Origin of the sequence: Sabulicella glaciei (genome assembly GCF_026183895.1) — a bacterium.
In the GTDB taxonomy this organism is placed as follows: Bacteria; Pseudomonadota; Alphaproteobacteria; order Acetobacterales; family Acetobacteraceae; genus Roseococcus; species Roseococcus glaciei.
This window is the reverse complement of the sequence record NZ_JAPFQI010000012.1, coordinates 63265-82821: the sequence shown is the minus strand read 5'-3', so window position 1 is coordinate 82821 and position 19557 is coordinate 63265. Positions and strand designations below refer to the sequence as shown.

At 72.5% G+C, this 19557-nt stretch carries 17 protein-coding genes and 1 other RNA gene; all 18 read left to right on the top strand.

Annotated features, from left to right (window positions below):
• Nucleotides 1-46 precede the first annotated feature (46 nt).
• On the top strand, nt 47-799 hold the full coding sequence (locus tag OF850_RS15045; protein WP_301591090.1) for a TerB family tellurite resistance protein: 753 nt from the start codon (nt 47-49) through the stop codon (nt 797-799).
• Nucleotides 796-1509, top strand: coding sequence for an N-acetylmuramoyl-L-alanine amidase (locus tag OF850_RS15040; RefSeq protein ID WP_368044696.1), 714 nt, complete (start codon nt 796-798; stop codon nt 1507-1509). The genes OF850_RS15045 and OF850_RS15040 overlap by 4 nt, the downstream gene beginning before the upstream one ends.
• Nucleotides 1510-1546: 37 nt before the next feature.
• Nucleotides 1547-1937: RNase P RNA component class A (gene rnpB, locus OF850_RS15035), an RNA gene on the top strand.
• 460 nt (nt 1938-2397) lie between these two features.
• A complete protein-coding gene (locus OF850_RS15030; RefSeq protein ID WP_301591089.1) occupies nt 2398-2844 on the top strand; it encodes a division/cell wall cluster transcriptional repressor MraZ in 447 nt (148 codons plus the stop codon).
• The gene (gene rsmH, locus OF850_RS15025; RefSeq protein WP_301591088.1) at nt 2841-3785 is read left to right on the top strand and encodes a 16S rRNA (cytosine(1402)-N(4))-methyltransferase RsmH; all 945 of its coding nucleotides are present in this window, start codon (nt 2841-2843) and stop codon (nt 3783-3785) included. Before OF850_RS15030 ends, rsmH begins: the two co-directional genes overlap by 4 nt.
• Nucleotides 3782-4651 (top strand): cell division protein FtsL, encoded by an 870-nt coding sequence (gene ftsL / locus OF850_RS15020; protein ID WP_301591087.1) that lies wholly within the window; start codon nt 3782-3784, stop codon nt 4649-4651. The genes rsmH and ftsL overlap by 4 nt, the downstream gene beginning before the upstream one ends.
• A gap of 3 nt (nt 4652-4654) precedes the next feature.
• On the top strand, nt 4655-6628 hold the full coding sequence (locus OF850_RS15015; RefSeq protein ID WP_301591086.1) for a penicillin-binding transpeptidase domain-containing protein: 1974 nt from the start codon (nt 4655-4657) through the stop codon (nt 6626-6628).
• Nucleotides 6615-8045 carry a UDP-N-acetylmuramoyl-L-alanyl-D-glutamate--2,6-diaminopimelate ligase gene (locus OF850_RS15010; RefSeq protein WP_408906474.1) on the top strand — a complete coding sequence of 477 codons (1431 nt, stop codon included), beginning with the start codon at nt 6615-6617 and terminating at the stop codon, nt 8043-8045. Before OF850_RS15015 ends, OF850_RS15010 begins: the two co-directional genes overlap by 14 nt.
• Nucleotides 8042-9418, top strand: a complete 1377-nt coding sequence (locus OF850_RS15005; protein WP_301591085.1) for a UDP-N-acetylmuramoyl-tripeptide--D-alanyl-D-alanine ligase — start codon at nt 8042-8044, stop codon at nt 9416-9418. Before OF850_RS15010 ends, OF850_RS15005 begins: the two co-directional genes overlap by 4 nt.
• Nucleotides 9415-10503, top strand: coding sequence for a phospho-N-acetylmuramoyl-pentapeptide-transferase (gene mraY / locus OF850_RS15000; RefSeq protein WP_301591084.1), 1089 nt, complete (start codon nt 9415-9417; stop codon nt 10501-10503). Before OF850_RS15005 ends, mraY begins: the two co-directional genes overlap by 4 nt.
• Nucleotides 10500-11825 (top strand): UDP-N-acetylmuramoyl-L-alanine--D-glutamate ligase, encoded by a 1326-nt coding sequence (murD, locus tag OF850_RS14995; protein ID WP_301591083.1) that lies wholly within the window; start codon nt 10500-10502, stop codon nt 11823-11825. Before mraY ends, murD begins: the two co-directional genes overlap by 4 nt.
• Entirely contained in the window at nt 11822-12964 is a 1143-nt protein-coding gene (locus OF850_RS14990; protein ID WP_408906475.1) for an FtsW/RodA/SpoVE family cell cycle protein, read from the top strand. The genes murD and OF850_RS14990 overlap by 4 nt, the downstream gene beginning before the upstream one ends.
• Nucleotides 12961-14058 carry an undecaprenyldiphospho-muramoylpentapeptide beta-N-acetylglucosaminyltransferase gene (gene murG / locus OF850_RS14985; protein ID WP_301591080.1) on the top strand — a complete coding sequence of 366 codons (1098 nt, stop codon included), beginning with the start codon at nt 12961-12963 and terminating at the stop codon, nt 14056-14058. The genes OF850_RS14990 and murG overlap by 4 nt, the downstream gene beginning before the upstream one ends.
• 1 nt (nt 14059) lies before the next feature.
• Nucleotides 14060-15499 (top strand): UDP-N-acetylmuramate--L-alanine ligase, encoded by a 1440-nt coding sequence (gene murC, locus OF850_RS14980; RefSeq protein ID WP_301591079.1) that lies wholly within the window; start codon nt 14060-14062, stop codon nt 15497-15499.
• Entirely contained in the window at nt 15496-16392 is an 897-nt protein-coding gene (gene murB, locus OF850_RS14975) for a UDP-N-acetylmuramate dehydrogenase (protein ID WP_301591078.1), read from the top strand. Before murC ends, murB begins: the two co-directional genes overlap by 4 nt.
• Nucleotides 16389-17309 carry a D-alanine--D-alanine ligase gene (locus OF850_RS14970; RefSeq protein WP_301591077.1) on the top strand — a complete coding sequence of 307 codons (921 nt, stop codon included), beginning with the start codon at nt 16389-16391 and terminating at the stop codon, nt 17307-17309. Before murB ends, OF850_RS14970 begins: the two co-directional genes overlap by 4 nt.
• Entirely contained in the window at nt 17299-18213 is a 915-nt protein-coding gene (locus OF850_RS14965; protein WP_301591076.1) for a cell division protein FtsQ/DivIB, read from the top strand. The genes OF850_RS14970 and OF850_RS14965 overlap by 11 nt, the downstream gene beginning before the upstream one ends.
• Nucleotides 18210-19514 carry a cell division protein FtsA gene (gene ftsA, locus OF850_RS14960; protein WP_301591075.1) on the top strand — a complete coding sequence of 435 codons (1305 nt, stop codon included), beginning with the start codon at nt 18210-18212 and terminating at the stop codon, nt 19512-19514. Before OF850_RS14965 ends, ftsA begins: the two co-directional genes overlap by 4 nt.
• The last annotated feature ends 43 nt before the right edge of the window (nt 19515-19557 follow it).

Sequence of the window (19557 nt, the reverse complement as noted above, 5' to 3'; positions counted from 1 at the left end):
TCCCATGCCCACATGCTATGGACCGGGGGCACGGAAAGGGCGGGCGGTGAGTTTCTGGGGCAAGATCATCGGGGGCATTGCGGGCTTCGCGACCGGCGGACCCCTGGGCGCCGTGCTCGGCGCAGCCGCGGGCCACGCGGCCGACTCGGCGCAGCTGGGCCCCGGTGCGGCCAACCTCGCCGCCCTGCTCGGCTCGCGTGAGCAGCTCTTCGCCATCTCCGTCGTCGTGCTCTCGGCCAAGCTGGCCAAGTGCGACGGGCCGGTGAAGCGGGAAGAGATCAACGCTTTCAAGCGCTTGTTCCGCATCCCTCCGGAGAACATGCGCGACGTCGCGCGGCTTTTCGACGAGGCCAAGCAGAGCGCCACGGATTTCGAGCCCTTCGCCGACCGGCTGGGCGAGGCCTTCGCCGACAACAAGGCGATGCTGGAGGACGTGCTGGCGGCGCTGTTCCAGATCGCCCGCGCCGATGGCTCCCTCACGAAGGGCGAGGTGCGCTTTCTCCAGCGCGTCCAGCTCGGCTTCGGGCTGGAGGCGCGGTCCTGGGAGCGGGCGCGCGACGGCGCGGCTCGGCCGGGTGCCGGGGATACGCCGGGCATCGACCCCTACAAGGTGCTGGGCTTGCCCGCCAACGCGACGGATGAGGAAGTCCGCGCCGCCTGGCGCCGGCTGATGCGGGAGAATCATCCGGACGCCCTTGCCTCGCGCGGGGTGCCGGCCGAGTTCGTCAAGCGCGCGACCGACAAGGTGGCCGAGATCAACGCCGCCTGGGACCGGATCAAGCGGGAGCGGAGGCTTTGACGCTTCCCCTCGTCGGCGGGCTTCGGGTCACGGAGCTTCCTTCCCCCAACCACGACCCGCGCCCCGACGGCACGGCGGTGGACATGATCGTGCTGCACTACACCGGCATGCGATCGGGCGCGGAGGCGCTGACCCGGCTGCGCGACCCGGCGGCGGTGGTGTCCTCCCACTACCTCGTCGAGGAGGATGGTGAGATCTTCCGCCTCGTGCCGGAGGATCGGCGCGCCCGCCATGCCGGGACCTCGTCCTGGCGGGGGCGGGAGGCGCTGAACGCCCATTCCATCGGCATCGAGATCGTGAATCCCGGCCACGAATGGGGCTATCGCGACTTCCCCGCGCTGCAGATGGGCGCGGTGGCGGAGTTGTGCCTCGACATCCTGGCCCGCCGCCCGGGCATCGAGCCGCGCAACGTGGTGGCGCACAGCGACATCGCCCCCGACCGCAAGCAGGATCCCGGCGAGCGATTCGACTGGCGGGGCCTTGCCTCGCTCGGCATCGGGGTGTGGCCGCGCCGCGACGGGGCGGCGAAGGGCGACCCGCTCACCCTGCTGGGGCGAATCGGCTACCGCACCGATCTTCCGCTGCCGGTGCTGGTTTCCGCCTTCCAGCGTCACTGGCGGCCGGAGCGGGTGGACGGCGTCGCCGATTCCGCGACCCTCGCCCGCATGAACGGCCTTCTCTCGGCGCTGGGCCTCGCCCGCCGGGCTTGACCGGGACCGGCCGTCGGCCCCATCTCCCGCCCCGGTGCCGGGAGGCCGGGCGACCGCTGGCGCGTCGAGCGATCGCGCGCTGGAGGAAAGTCCGGGCTCCACGGGAAGACGGTGCCGGCCAATGGCCGGCGGGGGGCGCGAGTCCCTCAGGGAAAGTGCCACAGAGAACAGACCGCCCGGACGCCGCAAGGCCTCCAGGCAAGGGTGAAACGGTGGGGTAAGGGCCCACCGCGCTTCCAGCAATGGCGGCGGCACGGCAAACCCCACCGGGAGCAAGGCCGAATAGGGAGGGCTGCCGAAAGGCAGGGGGTTCCCGCCCCGCCCTCCGGGTTGGCCGCGCGAAGCCAGCGGCGACGCTGGCTCCAGAGGAATGGTCGCACAGGCCCGAAAGGGCTGGACAGAACCCGGCTTACAGGCCTTCCGGCACCACTTTCCTGCTGCGGCATGCAGGCCGCAAGCACGTCACTGGCAAGTCACAAAGTTTCTTTTTTGTTCCCTGTGGCAGCTTGGCCACTGGCGGAAGCCGCCCCAAGGACCATTCCGTACAAACCCTTAAAAACCTCTCGTAACTCCTTGAACCAAATCATTTATAACAAAATTGCGGCAAAGGGGGCCCAAGCATTATCCCTTGCGCTCCCATCACGGCCCACGTAGAACCATTACAGCCCAGTTGGGGCCACATCTCGCTCGGGGGGGCGGGCGGCACTGACGGGCTGGTCGGGCGAGCCGGCGAGGTCGGGGGGCCTCGTCGGCCGCTGCTCCCCACCCCAACGCGTGGGGGGCGGCCCGGTCTCTCCCCCGTGGCGAGGACGTGATCGCACACCCCGGAGGCGCCCCGCGCCAATGGCGGTTCACTGCGGTCTGCAACGGGGGGGCATCCGGGCGCAGATGACCCAGTTCCGGGGCAAGTTCACCAACAAGCTGGACGCGAAGGCCCGCGTCAGCGTGCCTGCCCCGTTCCGTGCCCGCCTCGCCGGCGAGGGCCTGGTCCTGCGCCGCTCCACCCGCCACCCCTGCATCGAAGCCTGGCCGGCCTCGCATTTCGACGCCGCCGCGCGCGCCGTCAGCCCCCTCGACGAACCGACGGAGGAGGATGACGCCATCGCCTACGCCCTCCTCGCCGACGTGCTCGACATCGCCCCCGACCCCGAAGGCCGCATGGTTCTCCCCCGCGACCTGCTGGACCACGCTTCGCTGTCCGCCGCCGTGACCTTCATGGGAAGGGGCGAGTATTTCGAGCTTTGGGAGCCCGACGCGGCCGAGGCGCAGATCGCCGCGGCGCGCGAGCGCATGGCCGCCCGTGCCCGCGCCAAGGCCGAAGGGAGCGGGGCATGAGCCACGTCCCTGTCCTCCTCCACGAAGTGCTGGCGACCTTGTCCCCCCAGGCCGGCGAGGTGATCCTGGACGGCACCCTCGGCGGCGGCGGCTATGCCTCCGCGATCCTGGACGCCGCCCCCTGCACCCTCTGGGCCATGGATCGCGACCCGGATGCGATCCGGCGCGGCGCCGCCCTCGCCGCCCGGCACCCGGGCCGGCTGCACCTGATCGAAGGCCGGTTCGGCGACATGGCCGAGCACCTGGCCGCGCGCGGCGTTTCCCGGCTGGACGGCGTCGTGCTGGACCTCGGCGTGTCCTCCTTCCAGCTGGACGAGGCGCATCGCGGCTTCTCCTTCCGGTCCGACGGCCCGCTGGACATGCGCATGGAGATGGCCGGCCCCTCCGCGGCCGACCTCGTGAACGGACTGCCGGAGCGCGAGCTCGCCGACCTGATCTGGGAACTGGGCGAGGAGCGTCATTCCCGCCGCATCGCGCGCGCCATTGTTGCCGCCCGAGCGGAAGCCCCCATCACCACCACGCTGCGCCTCGCCGAGATCATTCGCGCCTCGGTTCCGCGCGATCCGTCGGGCCTCCACCCGGCGACCCGGGCCTTCCAGGCACTGCGGATTCGCGTCAACGACGAGCTGGGCGAGGTTTCCCGTGCGCTGGAATCCGCACTCTCCCTGATGGCGCCCGATGGCAGAATCGTTGTCGTCTCCTTTCATTCCCTCGAGGACCGATTGGTGAAGCGCGCATTCCAGACTGCCGCGGGCCGGACGCCCGGCGCCTCGCGCCACGACCCCCGCTCCCTGCTGCCGGGCGCCGAAGCCCCCGCAGGCTTCCGGCTGCTGACGCCCCGCTCCATTCGTCCTTCCGACAGCGAATGCGCGGCCAATCCCCGCGCCCGATCCGCCCATCTCCGTGCCCTCCAGCGCCTTCCAGAAAGCGCCGCCGCATGATCCATCCCCTGACCGCCATCACCTTCGCCGCCTTTTTCGGGGCCGGCTTCTATGTCTTCCAGACGAAGGAGGAGGTGGCGCAGCTCGACCGCGACCTGCGCGACATCCGCCGCCAGACCGAGGCGGAGATGAGCCGCACGCAGATCCTGAATGCCGAATGGGCGCGGCTGAACGACCAGGAGCGGCTGCGCCACATGGCGACCAGCCACCTGCGGCACATGCAGCCCATGGAGCCGGCCCAGTTCCAGCGCCTGGAGGACGCGCAGCGCCGCATGCCGCAGGCCATCGCCTTCACGCCGGTCGCGACCGGCTTTGGCCCCCGCACCGAACTCGCCTCCGCGCCCGGCGAGGCGCTGGTCTTCACCGTCGCCGATTTCCGCCCGTCGACCACCCCGGCCACCGCGCCGGCCGCCGCACCCGTCGTCATGGCCGAAGCCCCGCGTCCCGAGGCTGTGCGTCCCGCGCCCGAGGCGCCGCGCGCCGATGCCCCGGCCGCGCCCGTGCTCGCCGCCGCGGCCGCCCCGGCGCCTGCCCCGTTGGTGATCGCCGCCGTGCCGGAGGCGACCCGCGCCGCACCCCGCGTGGCCGACCCCATCCGCCCCGTCCGCGCCGAGATCCCGGTCGCCGAGGCCCCGCGCCCCGCCCCGCGCCGCGTCCGCACGGAAATGGCCTCCCTGCCTTCCGTCACCAGCGCCGGCCAGCCGCCGCGTCCAGCGCAGCCGCCGGTCATCCACACCCCGGCCTCGCCGAACTCGGCCATCCCGCAACCCGCCTTCCGCACCGCGATGGCCGCTCCCATTCAGGTCAGCGGCTCGCTTATCGGCGGCGGCATGGCCCTGCCCCCGCCGGTGCCCTTCGGCCGGTAATCCGTGACGCACCTCCCCCCACCTTCGCCGGACGCCGCGCCCCGGGGCCGCCCGGAGGCGCCCCTGCCGCCGCAGGAAAGCGCCTCCCGGGCCCTCGTGCGCGTCGCCCCGGGCGAGGCGCTCATGCGCACGCGCATGAAGGGGAGGCTGTTCTTCGCCGCCGCGGGCTTCGGCCTGCTGTTCACCGCGGTCGGGCTCAAGCTGACGGACGCCACCGTGCTGGACCCGGCGGCCTCGCGCATCGCCACCGCCCCGCGCTCCGCCCCCGTGGTCGAGCCACCGGTCGCCCGCGCCGAGATCACCGACCGCAACGGCGAGGTGCTGGCGGTGACGGTGCGCGGCACCGCCCTTTATGCGCGCCCGGCGCAGATCGACGACCCGCGCGCCGTGGCGGACCAGCTGGTCCGCATCCTGCCGCACCTGGAGCGGGATCGCCTGATCCAGCGCCTCTCCCCGCCGCGGCAATTCGCCTACATCGACCGCTTCATCACGCCGCGCCAGGAACAGGCGATCAACGACCTGGGCATCCTCGGCCTCCACTTCGAGACGGCCGAGCGCCGGACCTATCCGCGCGGCCGCGACGCCGCCCACGTGCTGGGCGTGGTGGACGTGGACGGGGTGGGCATCGCCGGCGTCGAGAAATGGTTCGACGAACGGCTGCGCGTGTCCCGCGCCCCGCTGCGCCTCTCCATCGACATCCGCATCCAGCGCGAGCTGCGCGAGGCGCTGGAATGGGCGATCGACCGGTTCAGCGGCATCGGCGGCGCGGCCATCATGATGGACGTCCACACCGCCGAGGTGCTGGGCATGGTGTCCCTGCCCGACTTCGCGGCCTCCGACCTCGCCCACGCTCCGGCGGAGCAGCGCTTCAACCGCGCCGTCACTGGCGTCTACGAGCCCGGCTCGACCTTCAAGCTGCTCACCTCCGCCATGGCCCTCGACCTCGGAACGGTGCAGCTGCATTCCGGCTTTGACGCCTCGCGCCCCATCCGGATCGGGCGGCACACCATCAACGACTTCCGCGGCAAGAATCGCTGGCTCGCCCTGCCGGAGATCATCGCCTACTCCTCCAACCTCGCCACCGCGCACATGGCGATGACGGTCGGGCCGACCCGGCACCGCGAGTTCATCGGCCGGATGGGGCTGCTGCAGCGCCTCTCGGTGGAACTGCCCGAGGCGGCGGTGCCCCTCGCGCCCTCCCAGCGCAACTGGCGCGACGTCAACACGATGACGATCGGCTTCGGCCACGGCATCTCCGTCACGCCGCTGCACGTCATCACCGCCACCAGCGCCCTGGCCAATGGCGGCATCCTCCGCCCGCCCACCGTCATCGCCCAGCCCGAGGGGGTGGAGCGCCAGGGGGTGCGCGTGATCTCCGAGCGCACCTCGGAGCAGATGCGCCGGCTGATGCGTGTGGCGGTGACGGACGGTTCCGCCCGTTCCTCCGAAAGTCCCGGCTACTTCATCGGCGGCAAGACCGGCACGGCGCAGAAGCTCAATGACCGCGGCGTGTACATCGAGAACCGCCGCATCTCCGCCTTCGTCGGCGCCTTTCCGATGAACGCGCCGCGCTACTCCATGTACATCATGGTGGACGAGCCGAAGCCCCGCGCCGACACGGGCGGCTTCGCCACGGCAGGCGTCGTTGCCGCCCCCACCGCGCGCCGCGTGCTGGAGCGCACGGCACCCATCCTCGGCATGGTGCCGGAAATCGAGCGGCAGCAGCAGATCCAGGCCACCATCGCCCTTCCCCTTCAGCCGGGCCGCCCGGCAGCGGTGCCGCGTGTCCAGCCCGCCGCACAGTCCACCCCCGCCCCGCGCCCCGCGCCGACCCTGGCGCCCCGCACCGCCGTGCCGCCGCCGGGCTTCGAGCCCAGCCAGGCGCCGCTGCGCCGCACCGATGCCGGGGATGGGGTGGCGATGCCGCGCCTCGTCATCCACGGGATGAGCCCCGAGTCCGGCCGTGCGGCTCGATGACCTGCGCGGCTGCGGTGTCGCGGTTCCCGAAGCAGCGGCGGATGCGTGCTTCACCCGCCTGACCGCCGATAGCCGCGACGTCGGCCCGGGCACCGTCTTCTTCGCCCTGCCCGGCAGCCGCCACGACGGCCGCGCCCATATCGGCGGCGCGGTGGAACGCGGCGCCGTCGCCGTCGTCGCGCCCGAAGGGACGACCTGGCCGGAGGGCGTTCCGCCGCGCCCACTGCTCCTCGCCGCCGATCCGCGCCGGGCGCTCGCCCTTGCCGCAGCGCGGCTGACGCCCGGGCAGCCGGAATTCGCGGTCGCGGTGACGGGCACCAACGGCAAGACCAGCACCGCCGACTTCCTGCGGCAGATGGCGGAGCTGGCCGGGCACAAGGCGGCGTCGCTCGGCACGCTGGGCCTCCTCGCGCCGGGCTTCCCGCCCGGGCCTTCCCTCACCACGCCCGACCCGGTCACGCTCCATGCGACGCTGGCTGCCCTCGACGGCGCGAGGGTGACGCGGCTGGCCATGGAGGCCTCGTCGCACGGGCTGGACCAGCGGCGCCTCGACGGGGTGCGGCTTGCCGGTGCCGGCTTCACCAACCTGACGCGCGACCACCTCGACTACCACGGCTCCCTCCCCGCCTATCGCGAGGCCAAGCTGCGCCTGTTCGAGGCGCTGCTGCCGCAAGGCGCCATCGCGGCCGCCGGTGCGGGCATGGACGGGGAAACGCGGGACGCACTGCGCGCGGTCGCCACGCGCCGTCGCCTCGAATGGCGGGAGGCGGCAGTAGAGGACTGGCGCCCCCTGCCGGACGGGCAGGTGGCCCGCATCGCCGGACGCGAGGTGGAGCTTCGCATTCCCGGCCGCTTCCAGGCGGAGAATGCTGCCCTCGCCGTCGCCTTGGCCCCGGCCCTCGGCCTCGCGGACCCGCTCGGCCTGCTGCCGCGCCTGACCGGGGTGCGGGGTCGGATGGAGCTGGCCGCCACCCTGCCCAATGGCGCCGCGGTCTTCGTGGACTACGCCCACACCCCCGATGCGCTCACCCGCCTCCTCGCCGCGCTGCGCCCGCATGTGGCGAAGGGCGCGCGGCTGCACGTGCTGTTTGGCGCCGGAGGCGATCGCGATCCCGGCAAGCGCCCCCTGATGGGCGAGGCCGCCGCGCATGGCGCCGACCGTGTCTGGGTGACGGACGACAACCCCCGCTCGGAGGACCCGGCCGACATCCGTCGCGCCGTGCTGGAGGGTGCCCCCGGCGCCGTGGATGCGGGCGCGCGGGAGGCGGCGATCGCCCGCGCCCTGGACGCGCTTGGCCCGGGCGACGTGCTGGCCGTGGCCGGCAAGGGGCACGAGCAGGGCCAGACGATCGCGGGCGTCACCCTTCCCTTCGACGATGTCGAGGTGGTGCGCCGCCTCGCCGGAGCGCGCGCATGACCCCCCTCTGGACCGCCGCAGAGCTGCGCGAGGCGACGGGCGGGGAATGCGACGACGCGCTCGCCGCGAACGGCATCTCGATCGACACCCGCACCGTCCAGCCGGGCGACCTGTTCGTGGCACTGCGGGCGGAGCGGGACGGGCACGATTTCGTGGCGCAGGCCTTCGCCGCCGGGGCCGCCGCCATGGTGGACCGTGACGTGCCGCCCGGCCCCACGCTGCGCGTCGCCGACACGCTGGCCGGGCTGACCGCGCTGGGCGCCGCCGGCCGCATGCGCTCCGGCGCGCGCGTCATCGGCGTGACCGGCAGCGTGGGCAAGACCACGACCAAGGAGATGCTGCGCCGCGCCTGTGCCGGCCTCGGCCCGACCCATGCCAACGCGGCGAGCCACAACAACCACTGGGGCGTGCCCCTCACCCTCGCCCGGATGCCGCGCGACGCGGAATGGGCGGCGGTGGAGATGGGCATGAACCATCGCGGCGAGATCGCGCCGCTGTCGCGCCTCGCCCGGCCGCATGTGGTGGTGGTGACCAATGTGGGCACGGCGCATATCGGGCACCTGGGCAGCCAGGAGGCGATCGCGGAGGAAAAGGCCGACATCGCCGCCGGACTCGTGCCGGGCGGGGTGGCGGTGCTGCCCGCCGAGAGCCCCCATTTCGCCCGCATGTCCGCGGTGGCCGCCGGATACGGCGCGCGCGTCATCGGTTTCGGCGAGGGGCCGGAATGCGAGGCGCGGATGCTGGAATTCGCGGGTGGCGAGGCTTCCTCCACCGCCACCTTTTCCCTGTCCGGCCGCCACGTGACCCTGTCCCTGTCCCAGCCCGGCAGGCACATGGCGCTGAACGCGCTGGCCGCGCTGGCCGCGATCCAGGCGGCGGGCGGCGACGCCGGGCTGGCGGCGGCAGCGCTGGAGGGCTTTGGTGCCGGGGCCGGCCGGGGCGAGATGCGCCGCATCGCCACCCGGGATGGCGGCGTCGCCCTGCTGCTGGACGAAAGCTACAACAGCAGCGACACGGCGCTGCGCGCGGCGCTGGGGGTGCTGGCGGCACAGAAGGCCAAGCGGCGCATCGTCGCGCTCGGCGACATGCTGGAAATGGGAAGCCACGGTCCGGCGTTGCACGAAAACCTCGCTCCGGAAGTCGCGTCGCACGCCGATCTGGTCTTTGCCTGCGGCCCCTTGATGGGCCGCCTCTTCGCTGGCATCCCCCCCGCGCGGCAGGGCTTCTGGGCGGACACGTCCGAGGCCCTTGCGCCCCAGCTCGTGGCCGCGTTGCGCGACGGGGACGCCGTTCTGGTCAAGGGCTCACTCGGCATGCGGATGGCGGCGGTCATCCGCGCGCTGGATGCCGCCGGTGGGAAGGCTTCCGCATGATTCCGCTGCTTCTCGGCCCTTTCGCCGAGGAATTCATCCTGTTCAACCTGACGCGCTACATCACCTTCCGCGCGGGCGCCGCCTGCATGACCGCGCTCGTGCTCACCCTTGTCTTCGGCCGTCCCATCATCGCCTGGCTCCGCACCTTCCAGCCCGCCGGCCAGCCCATCCGGGAGGACGGGCCGCAATCGCACCTCCTCACAAAGAAGGGCACGCCCACCATGGGCGGGGTGCTGATCCTGTTCTCGCTCACCCTGTCCTTCCTGCTCTGGGCCGATCTGCGGAACGGCTTCGTGTGGCCGGTGATGCTGGTGACGCTCGGCTACGGCGCGATCGGCTTCACCGATGACTGGCTGAAGGTGACCAAGCGCAACACCAAGGGCGTGTCCGGGCGGCAGAAGCTGGTGGCGCAAGGCGTGATCGGCCTGGCCGCCGCCTTCTGGTTCTGCATGCTCCTCCCGGCCGGGCTGGAGGACACGCTGGCGATGCCGATCTTCAAGCAGGTGCTGATCCCCTTCGGCATCCTTTTCCCGCTCGTCGCCATGTTCGTGATGATGGGCGCCTCCAACGCCGTGAACCTGACGGATGGGCTGGACGGGCTGGCCATCGTGCCGGTGATGATCGCGGCCGCGGTCTTCGCGCTGATCGCCTACCTGGTCGGCAACCGCATCTTCGCCGACCACCTGCAGCTGCACGGCGTCCCGGGCGCGGGGGAGCTGGCGGTGATCTGCTCGGCCCTCATTGGCGCCTCGCTCGGCTTCCTGTGGTTCAACGCCCCGCCGGCGGCGGTCTTCATGGGCGACACGGGCTCGCTTTCCCTGGGCGGTGCGTTGGGCGCGATCGCCGTCGCGACCAAGCACGAAGTCGTGCTGGCCATCGTCGGCGGGCTGTTCGTGGTGGAGACGCTCTCCGTCATGATCCAGGTCTTCTGGTTCAAGCGCACCGGGCGGCGCGTCTTCCTGATGGCGCCGCTGCACCACCATTTCGAGAAGAAGGGCTGGGCCGAGCCGACCATCGTGATCCGCTTCTGGATCATCGCCATGGTGCTCGGGCTTGTCGGCCTTTCGACGCTGAAGATCCGATGATGCCGTTCGCGGGGCAGCGCGTGGCGGTGGTGGGGCTCGGCAAGGCCGGGCTGCCGGCCGCGCGCCGCCTCACCCAATGGGGAGCGGAGGTGACGGCCTGGGACGACCGCGAGGAAGCGCGCGATGAAGCCCGCCGCGCCGGGCTGCCCGTCGCCGACCCGGCCGAGCGCTTCTCCTTCGACGTGCTGCTGCTCTCGCCCGGCATCCCGCACCGCCTGCCCCGCCCGCACCGCGCGGCCGAGGCGGCGCGGGAAGCGGGCGCGCCCATCCTGTCCGAGATCGAGTTCCTGTTCCGCGCCGTTCGCCATGCCGGATCGCGCGCGCGCTTCGCCGGCATCACCGGCACCAACGGAAAGAGCACCACGACGGCGCTGCTGGCGCATCTGCTGGAACGCGCCGGGCGCGAGGTCGCGGCGGGCGGCAATCTCGGCCCGCCGGCGCTGGACATGCCGATCCTCGGCGATGACGGCGTCTACGTGCTGGAAATGTCCTCCTACGCGCTGGAGCGGCTGGACCGGACGCGCTTCGACGTAGCCGCCGTGCTGAACCTCTCGCCCGACCACCTGGATCGCCACGGCGACATGGCGGGCTACCGCGCCGCCAAGGCACGCATCTTCGCCCATCACGGGCAGGACGACGTCGCCGTGCTGGGCCAGGGCGACGCGCTCACCGCCTCGCTTGCTGCGGAGATTCCTTCGCGCATCGTTCCGCTCGGCCCGGGCGGGGTGTGGTGGGAAGGGCGCATCCTGCGAGACGCGGCCGGTCCGATCGCCGACCTCGCCGGCTGCCCTTCCCTGCCGGGCGACCACAACGCCCAGAACGCCGCCGCCGCCTGCGCCATGGCGATGGCCCTGGGGCTGCCGCGTGACGCGCTGGCCGAGGGACTGCGGAGCTATCCCGGCCTGCCGCACCGGCAGGAGATCGTGGCCGAGCGCGACGGCATCCTGTTCGTGAACGACAGCAAGGCCACCAACGCCGACAGCGCCGAGAAGGCCCTCGCTTCCTACGGGCGCATCGTCTGGATCGCAGGCGGCACGGGCAAGGAGGGCGGGATCGCCCCCCTCGCGCCGCTCTTCGGGCGCATCGCCCACGCGCTGCTAATCGGGCGCGACGGCCCCGAATTCGCCAGCACCCTCGCGTCGCATGGCATCGCGCACGAGGTGGCGGGCACGCTGGAGGCGGCGGTGCCGCGCGCCATGGCGCTCGCCCAGCGCGGCGACGTGGTGCTGCTCTCGCCCGCCGCGGCCTCCTGGGATCAGTTCACCGGTTTCGACGCGCGGGGCGACCGCTTCCGCCAACTCGTGAGGGAGGCACTCGGCTGATGGCCGTCTCGCGCAACGACACTTCCGTGCTCGGCCGCTGGTGGTGGAGCGTGGATCGCTGGACCCTGGCGGCGCTCCTTTCCCTCGTGGCGATTGGCTACGTGATGATGCTCTCGGCCAGCCCTGCGGTGGCGGAGCGCATCGGCGCTTCCTCCCGTCATATGTTCCTGGCGCGGCAGGTCATGTACTCGATCCTCGCGGTGGGGGTGATGGTGGCGGTGTCGCTGCTCTCGCCCCGCTGGGTGCTGCGGCTGGCCATGCTGGGCACGGTCGGCGCGCTGGCGCTGACCGCGATGACGCTGGTGGTGGGCACGGAGATCAAGGGCGCGCGGCGCTGGATCTCCCTGCCCGGCATGTCCCTGCAGCCCTCGGAATTCCTGAAGCCCTGCCTCGCCGTGGTGTGCGGCTGGCTGATCGCCGAGGGCAAGCGCACGCCGCGCTTCCCGGGCCTCGTGGTGTCCTTCGTGCTGATCGGGATCGTGGCGGTGCTGCTGAAGCGCCAGCCCGACATCGGCATGCTGGCGGTGATCGTCGCGGTGTTCCTCGCCCAGGTCTTCGTCTCGGGCATCAACATCTTCTGGGTGGCCGTGGGGGGCGCCGGCGTCGCCGGGTTGGGCGTGCTCGCCTACACGCTGCACGGCCACGTGCGGATGCGCATCAACCGCTTCCTTTATCCAGAGACCAACAGCAACTCCGACGGCGACTTCCAGATCCGCATGTCGCTGGAAGCCTTCGGCAATGGCGGGCTGCTCGGGCGCGGCCCCGGCGAGGGGCGGGTGAAGGACGTGCTGCCCGACGCCCATGCCGACTTCGTCTTCCCCGTGGCGGCGGAGGAGTTCGGCCTCGTCGCCTGCCTCGTCATCCTGGGCATCTTCGCCTTCGTGGTGCTGCGCGGCCTGCTGCGCCTGTGCGAGGAACGGGACATCTTCGTTTCCCTCGCCGCCGCGGGCCTGCTGACGCAGTTCGGCCTCCAGGCCTTCATCAACATGGGCTCCTCCCTGCGCCTCATTCCCACCAAGGGGATGACGCTGCCCTTCGTCTCCTATGGCGGTTCCTCCGTCGTCGCGCTGGCGCTGGGCATGGGCTTCCTGCTGGCGCTGACGCGGCGGCGCGTGTCGCGGATGGACCCGGGCGCATGATCGCCATCGCGGCCGGGGGCACGGGGGGCCACCTCTTCCCGGCCGAGGCCCTGGCCGCGGAGCTGTCCGCGCGCGGCGAGCGCATCGCGCTCTTCACCGACGCGCGCTCCGCTGCCTTCGACAGCCCCGCCTTCGCCCAGGCCGAGCGCTTCGTCCTGCAGGGCGGCGGGGTGGCAGGGCGCAGCGCGCTGCGCGCCGCCCAGGGCCTCGCCCAGCTTGGCCAAGGGACGATGGTGGCGCGCGGACTCCTGCGCCGCCTGGGCGCGCGGGCGGTGGTGGGGTTTGGCGGCTATCCGGCCATCCCGCCGGCCATCGCCGCGCTCACGCTTCGCAGCACCCGGCCGGTGCTGGTTATCCACGAGCAGAACGCCGTGCTGGGCCGGGCCAATCGGCTCCTCGCCCCGCGCGCCGACGCGCTCGCCCTCACCTATGCCGAGACGGCCAAGGTGCCCGGCGGGGCGAAGCCGCATGTGGTGGGCAATCCGGTGCGCCCCGCACTCGCCGCCCTGGCCGGGCATGGCTACGAGGCGCCGCGCGAGGGGGCGATCCGGCTGCTCGTCACCGGCGGCTCGCTCGGTGCGCGGGTCTTTGCCGACACCGTGCCCGCCGCGATCGCTGCCCTGCCGGAATCCCTGCGCCACCGCCTGATCGTCACGCAGCAATGCCGCGCAGAGGATCTGGAGCGGGTACGCGCGGCCTATGCCGGCACCGGCATCCCGGTGGAGCTTTCACCCTTCTTCTCCGACATGCCGCGACGGCTGGCGACGGCGCATCTGGTGGTGGCCCGCGCCGGCGCCTCGACGCTGGCGGAACTGGCCTGTGCCGGCCGCCCTGCCCTACTTGTCCCGCTTCCCTCCGCCATCGACGATCACCAGGCCGCCAATGCGCGGGCGCTCGCCGAAGCCGGCGCGGCCCGGGTGCTCCCGCAGACGGAAATGGATGCGGGCGCCTTGTCCAGCCTTCTCTCGACATGGCTGCTTGCGCCGGAACGGCTTGCGGAAGCCGCCCGCGCCGCGTCATCCCTCGCCCGCCCGCAGGCGGCGCGCGACCTCGCCGACCTCGTCCTCGCCCTTCTTCGCCGGAAAGCCTCCTGAGATGCGCGCATTGCCCCTGTCCATCGGCACGCTTCACTTCGTCGGCATCGGCGGGATCGGCATGTCCGGCATCGCCGAGGTGCTGCACAATCTCGGCTATTCCGTGCAGGGCTCCGACATCGCGGAAGGCTACAACGTCGCCCGGCTGCGGGAGCGGGGCATCCCCGTCCATGTCGGCCACCGCGAGGAGAACCTCGGCGACGCGCAGGTGGTGGTCGTTTCCACCGCCGTGCGGAAGGACAACCCGGAGGTCCAGGCCGCGCGCAAGCGCCTCCTCCCCGTCGTGCGCCGCGCCGAGATGCTGGCCGAGCTGATGCGCCTGAAATGGGGCATCGCGGTGGGCGGCACCCACGGCAAGACCACCACCACCTCGCTCATCGCCTGCGTGCTGGAGCAGGCGCGGCTCGACCCCACCGTGATCAATGGCGGCATCGTCAACGCCTATGGCGGCAACACCCGCATGGGCACCGGCGAATGGATGGTGGTCGAGGCCGATGAGAGCGACGGCTCCTTCCTGCGCCTGCCCGCCACGGTCGCCGTCGTTACCAACATGGATGCCGAGCACCTGGACCATTGGGGCACGGAGGAGGCGATGCGCGACGGCTACGCGCAATTCGTCGGCAACATCCCCTTCTACGGCTTCGCCGTGCTCTGCATGGACCACCCGGGCGTGCAGGCGATGATCCCCAAGCTGGACCGCCGCCTCGTCACCTATGGCTTCTCGCCCCAGGCCGACGTGCGGGCGCAGAAGCTGCTCACCGACCGTGCGGGCGCCACCTTCGAGGTGACGGTGCAGGATCGCGCCACCGGCCGCTCACGCACCATGAAGCCGTTCCGCCTGCCCATGCTGGGCCAGCACAACGTGCAGAACGCCCTGGCCGCCATCGCCGTGGGCGTCGAGATGGAAGTGCCGGAGGACGTGATCCGCCAGGCCCTGGCCGGGTTCAAGGGCGTGAAGCGGCGCTTCACCCGCGTCGGCGAGACGGGCGGCATCGCCGTCATCGACGATTACGGCCACCACCCGGTCGAGATCGCGGCGGTGCTGAAGGCCGCGCGGCAGGCGGGGGCGCGGGACGTGATCGCCGTGGTGCAGCCGCACCGCTATTCGCGCCTGAAGCAGCTCTTCGCCGAGTTCTGCACCTGCATGAACGATGCGGGCACGGTGATCGTCGCTGATGTCTACGCGGCCGGCGAGGCGCCGCTGGAAGGCATGGACAAGGACGCGCTGGTGGAAGGGCTGCGCGCGCGCGGCCACCGCTCCGTCGTCCCCCTGCCCGAGCCCGACGCCCTGCCCGAGATGATCAACGCCATCGCCAAGCCCGGCGACTTCGTGGTCTGCCTGGGCGCGGGCAACATCACGAGCTGGGCCCATGCCCTGCCGGCGCAGCTTTCCGAGTTGCAGGCGAAATCGGGGCGGCTCGTGCCGCTCAAGCGCGCATGAGCGGGACCCTCACCCTTCCCGCACTGCGCGGACGGCTGGAGGCGGACGCACCCCTTGGCCCGCAGACCTGGTTCCGCGTCGGCGGCCCGGCGGAGTTGCTGGCGAAACCAGCCGATGCCGAGGATCTGGTCGCGCTGCTGGCCGGGCTGGAGCCTGCCATGCCGCTCACGGTGCTCGGCGCGGCCTCCAACCTGATCGTGCGCGACGGCGGCGTTCCCGGGCTGGTGGTCCGGCTGCCGGCACGTGGCTTCGGCACGGTCGCGGTCGAGGCGGACGGCATCGTGGCCGGCGCCGCCGCGCTGGACGTGACGCTGGCCGAGCACGCCGCCGCCGCCGGCCTCGCCGGGCTGGAATTCCTGTGCGGCATCCCGGGCAGCGTCGGCGGCGCCGTTGCCATGAATGCCGGCGCCTACGGCACCGAGGTGAAGGACGTGCTGGACTGGGCCGAGGTGGCGACCGCGCGGGGCGTCGAGCGCCTGCCGGCCGCCGCCTTCCGCTTCGACTACCGCCACGCCACCCTGCCGGAGCGCGGCGTCGTGGTCCGGGCCCGGTTCCGCGCCGCGCCGGGCGACGCCGCCGCCATCGCCGCCCGCATGGCGGAGATCCGATCCGCGCGGGAAGCGTCGCAGCCCGTCCGCGCCCGCACCGGCGGCTCCACCTTCCGCAACCCGGAGGGTGCGAAGGCCTGGGCGCTGATCGACGCCGCCGGCTGCCGCGGCCTCCGGCGCGGGGGCGCGATGGTGAGCGAGAAGCACGCGAACTTCCTGGTCAACACGGGCGGCGCCACGGCGGCCGAGATCGAGGGGCTGGGCGAGGCGGTGCGCGAACGGGTGCTTGCCCATTCGGGCGTCCCGCTGCATTGGGAAATCCGGCGCATCGGGGTCGCGCAATGAACACGGTGGCAGTGCTTTACGGCGGCATCTCGGCGGAGCGGGAAGTGAGCCTTTCCTCCGGCCGGCAGATCGTGGCCGCGCTGCGCGAGGCGGGCTTCGCGGTGACGCCGATCGAGGTGGGGAGCGACCTTTCCGCCACCATCGGGGCGCTCCAGGCCGCGCGGCCGGACGCGGTGTTCAACGCCCTGCACGGGCGCTTCGGCGAGGATGGGTGCATCCAGGGCGTGCTGGACTGGATGGGGCTGCCCTACACCCATTCCGGCGTCCGCACCTCCGCCGTCGCCATGGACAAGTCGGCCGCCAAGGCGGTGTTCGAGGCGCATGGCCTGCCCGTCGCCGCCCACAAGGTGGTCTCCCCCGAGGAGCTGGAGGAGGAGGACCCACTCCCCCTGCCCTACGTGGTGAAGCCACTGGACGAGGGCTCCTCCGTCGGCGTGTCCATCCTGCGCGAGGGCGACAACCGGCGGCGCGAGATCGCGCGCGGCTGGCGCTTCGGCCCGCGCATCATGGCGGAGCGTTTCATCCCGGGCCGCGAGCTGACCGTGGCGGTGATGGGCGACCGTCCTCTCGCGGTGACGGAGATCGCGACGGACAACCAGTTCTACGACTACGAGGCGAAATACGCCGATGGCGGCTCGCGCCACGTCCTGCCCGCGCGCGTCCATCCGGAGATCGAGGCGGAGGCGAAGCGCGTGGCCCTGGCCGCGCACCGCGCCCTGGGCTGCCGTGGCGTGTCGCGCTCCGACTTCCGTTACGACGACACGGAGGGCGAGCCGGGCAAGCTCTACCTCCTGGAAGTGAACACCCAGCCGGGCATGACGCCCACCTCGCTGCTGCCGGAGCAGGCGGCGCATCTGGGCATTCCCTTCCCGTCCCTTTGCCGCTGGATCGTGGAGCAGGCGCGCCATGGCGCGTGAGCCGACCAACGCACGGCCGCGCCTGGCGGCGGAATCGCGGCAGCGCGCCACGGCCAAGGCGCCGCAGCGCCCGTCGCGCCTGCGGCTGTGGATGCGGCGGCGGCGCAACTGGCTGAAGGGCGCGGGCATTGCGACCCTGGCCGTGGGCGGGCTGGGCGCGCTGTCGCTGGGCCTCCTCGCCCTCGACCCGGCGGCGCGGCTGCGCGACGCGGCACACCACCTCGCGGCGCTGGGGCGCGGCCCCGGCCTTTCGGTGCAGGAGATCCGCATCGAGGGGCGCGAATTCACCCCGCGTGAGGCACTGCTCTTCGCCCTGCGGACCCAGCCGGGCGAGCCCATCCTGGACTTCGATCCCCATGCCGCGAAGCAGCGCCTGGAGGAGATCGCCTGGGTGGACGAGGCGCATGTGGAGCGCCGACTGCCCGGCACCGTGCTGGTTCGCCTCGTCGAGCGGCGCGCCTTCGCCATCTGGCAGAAGGATGGCCGCTTCTCCGTGATCGACCGCGAGGGCCGCGTCATGGCGTCGGAGCGGCTGGAGGCCTTCGGCCCCCTCCCGCTGGTGGTCGGCAACGGGGCGGAGCGCCACGCCGCGGCGATGATCGACCTGCTGCGCGGGACGCCCGAGATCGGCGAGCGCGTGCAGGCCATCATCCGCGTTTCCGAGCGGCGCTGGAATCTCCGCCTGCTCAACGGCGCCGACATCCTGCTGCCCGAGGGGCACGAGGGCGCGGCCCTGGCCCGCCTTGCCGAGCTGCATGGGCGCGACAAGCTGCTCGACCGGCCGCTCGCCTCCGTCGACATGCGCCTGCCGGACCGGCTGGTGCTGCGCCCGCAGCCGAATGCCGCGCCCACGCCCGCAGCCGCCGCGACCCCTGCCGCCCCGAGCCGGTCGCCGCGCGGATGAAGGACCTCGTCCGCTTCCAGCCCCAGGCGGCCGAGCCGCCTGCGCGGTCCCGCCGCCTTGCCCCTGCCCGCTCCGGCCCCTTCGGCGTGCTCGACATTGGCTCCTCCAAGGTGGTTTGCCTGATCGCGCGCATCGAGGGCGACGGCGTCCCGCGCGCGCTGGGCTTCGGCTGGCAGAAGTCGCGCGGCGTCAAGGCCGGCTCCATCGTGGACATGGAGGCGGCGGAGCAGTCCATCCGCGCCGCCGTCGCCCATGCGGAGGAGATGGCCGACCACCTGCTGACCGGCGTCATCACCAACCTCTCTTGCGGGCAGCCGGAAAGCCGCCTCCACAACATCCTCTGGCCGGTGGGCGGGCGCGCCGTCACCGATGGCGACCTGCGCTCCATCCTGGCGGAAGGGGTGCGCCGCACCGCCTCCGAGGGGCGGGAGGCGGTGCACGCCTTCCCGCTTGGCTTCCAGGTGGATGCGACGGCCGGCGTCGAGGATCCGCGCGCCATGGTGTGCGACACCCTTTCCGCCCGGCTGCACGTGGTGGACGCGGCGAGCCACGCCCTCGCCAATCTTGGCGTCACGCTGCATCGCTGCGAGCTGGAGGCGGAGGAGATGGTCAGCGCGCCCTTCGCCGCCGGCCTCGCCACCCTCGTCGAGGACGAGCGTGAGATGGGCACCGTGGTGGTGGAGATGGGTGCGGGCACGACCAGCCTCGCCGCCTTCGCCGAGGGGCGGCTGACCCATACGGCGCAGCTTCCGGTCGGCGGCTGGCAGGTCACGAACGACCTGGCCCGCGTGCTGTCCACCCCGATCGCCCATGCCGAGCGGCTGAAGACCATGCACGGCTCCGTCCTCGAATCCGCCGAGGACCGGACGGAACTCATTTCCATCCCGCAGGTGGGCGAGGAGGAGGACCAGATCGTCCGCGTCCCGCGCGAGATGGTGGTGCGCATCATCCGCCCCCGGCTGGAGGAAACCTTTGAGCTGCTGCGCGACCGGCTGGACGGCTCCGGCCTGCCGCTGGAGTTGCGCCGGCGCATCGTGCTGACCGGCGGCGCCTCGCAGCTGATCGGCGTGCGGGAGCTGGCGACGCGCATCCTGGGGCGCGAGGTGACGGTGCGCCTCGGCCGGCCGCGCATGGTGCGCGGGCTGCCCGAAACCGCCTCCGGCGCCGGCTTTTCCGGCGTGGTCGGGCTCTTGGCTTGGGCCGCGGGCGAAGGTCGCCCCTTGTTGGACCTTGCGCCCGGCCCCGTCCCGCGCGATGGGGTGATGGCGCGCCTCGTTCGATGGGTCCGGGAGCGTTTGTGATTCTTCCGGGGGTCGGGAGTTTCACGAGGGAAGACCCGACTCG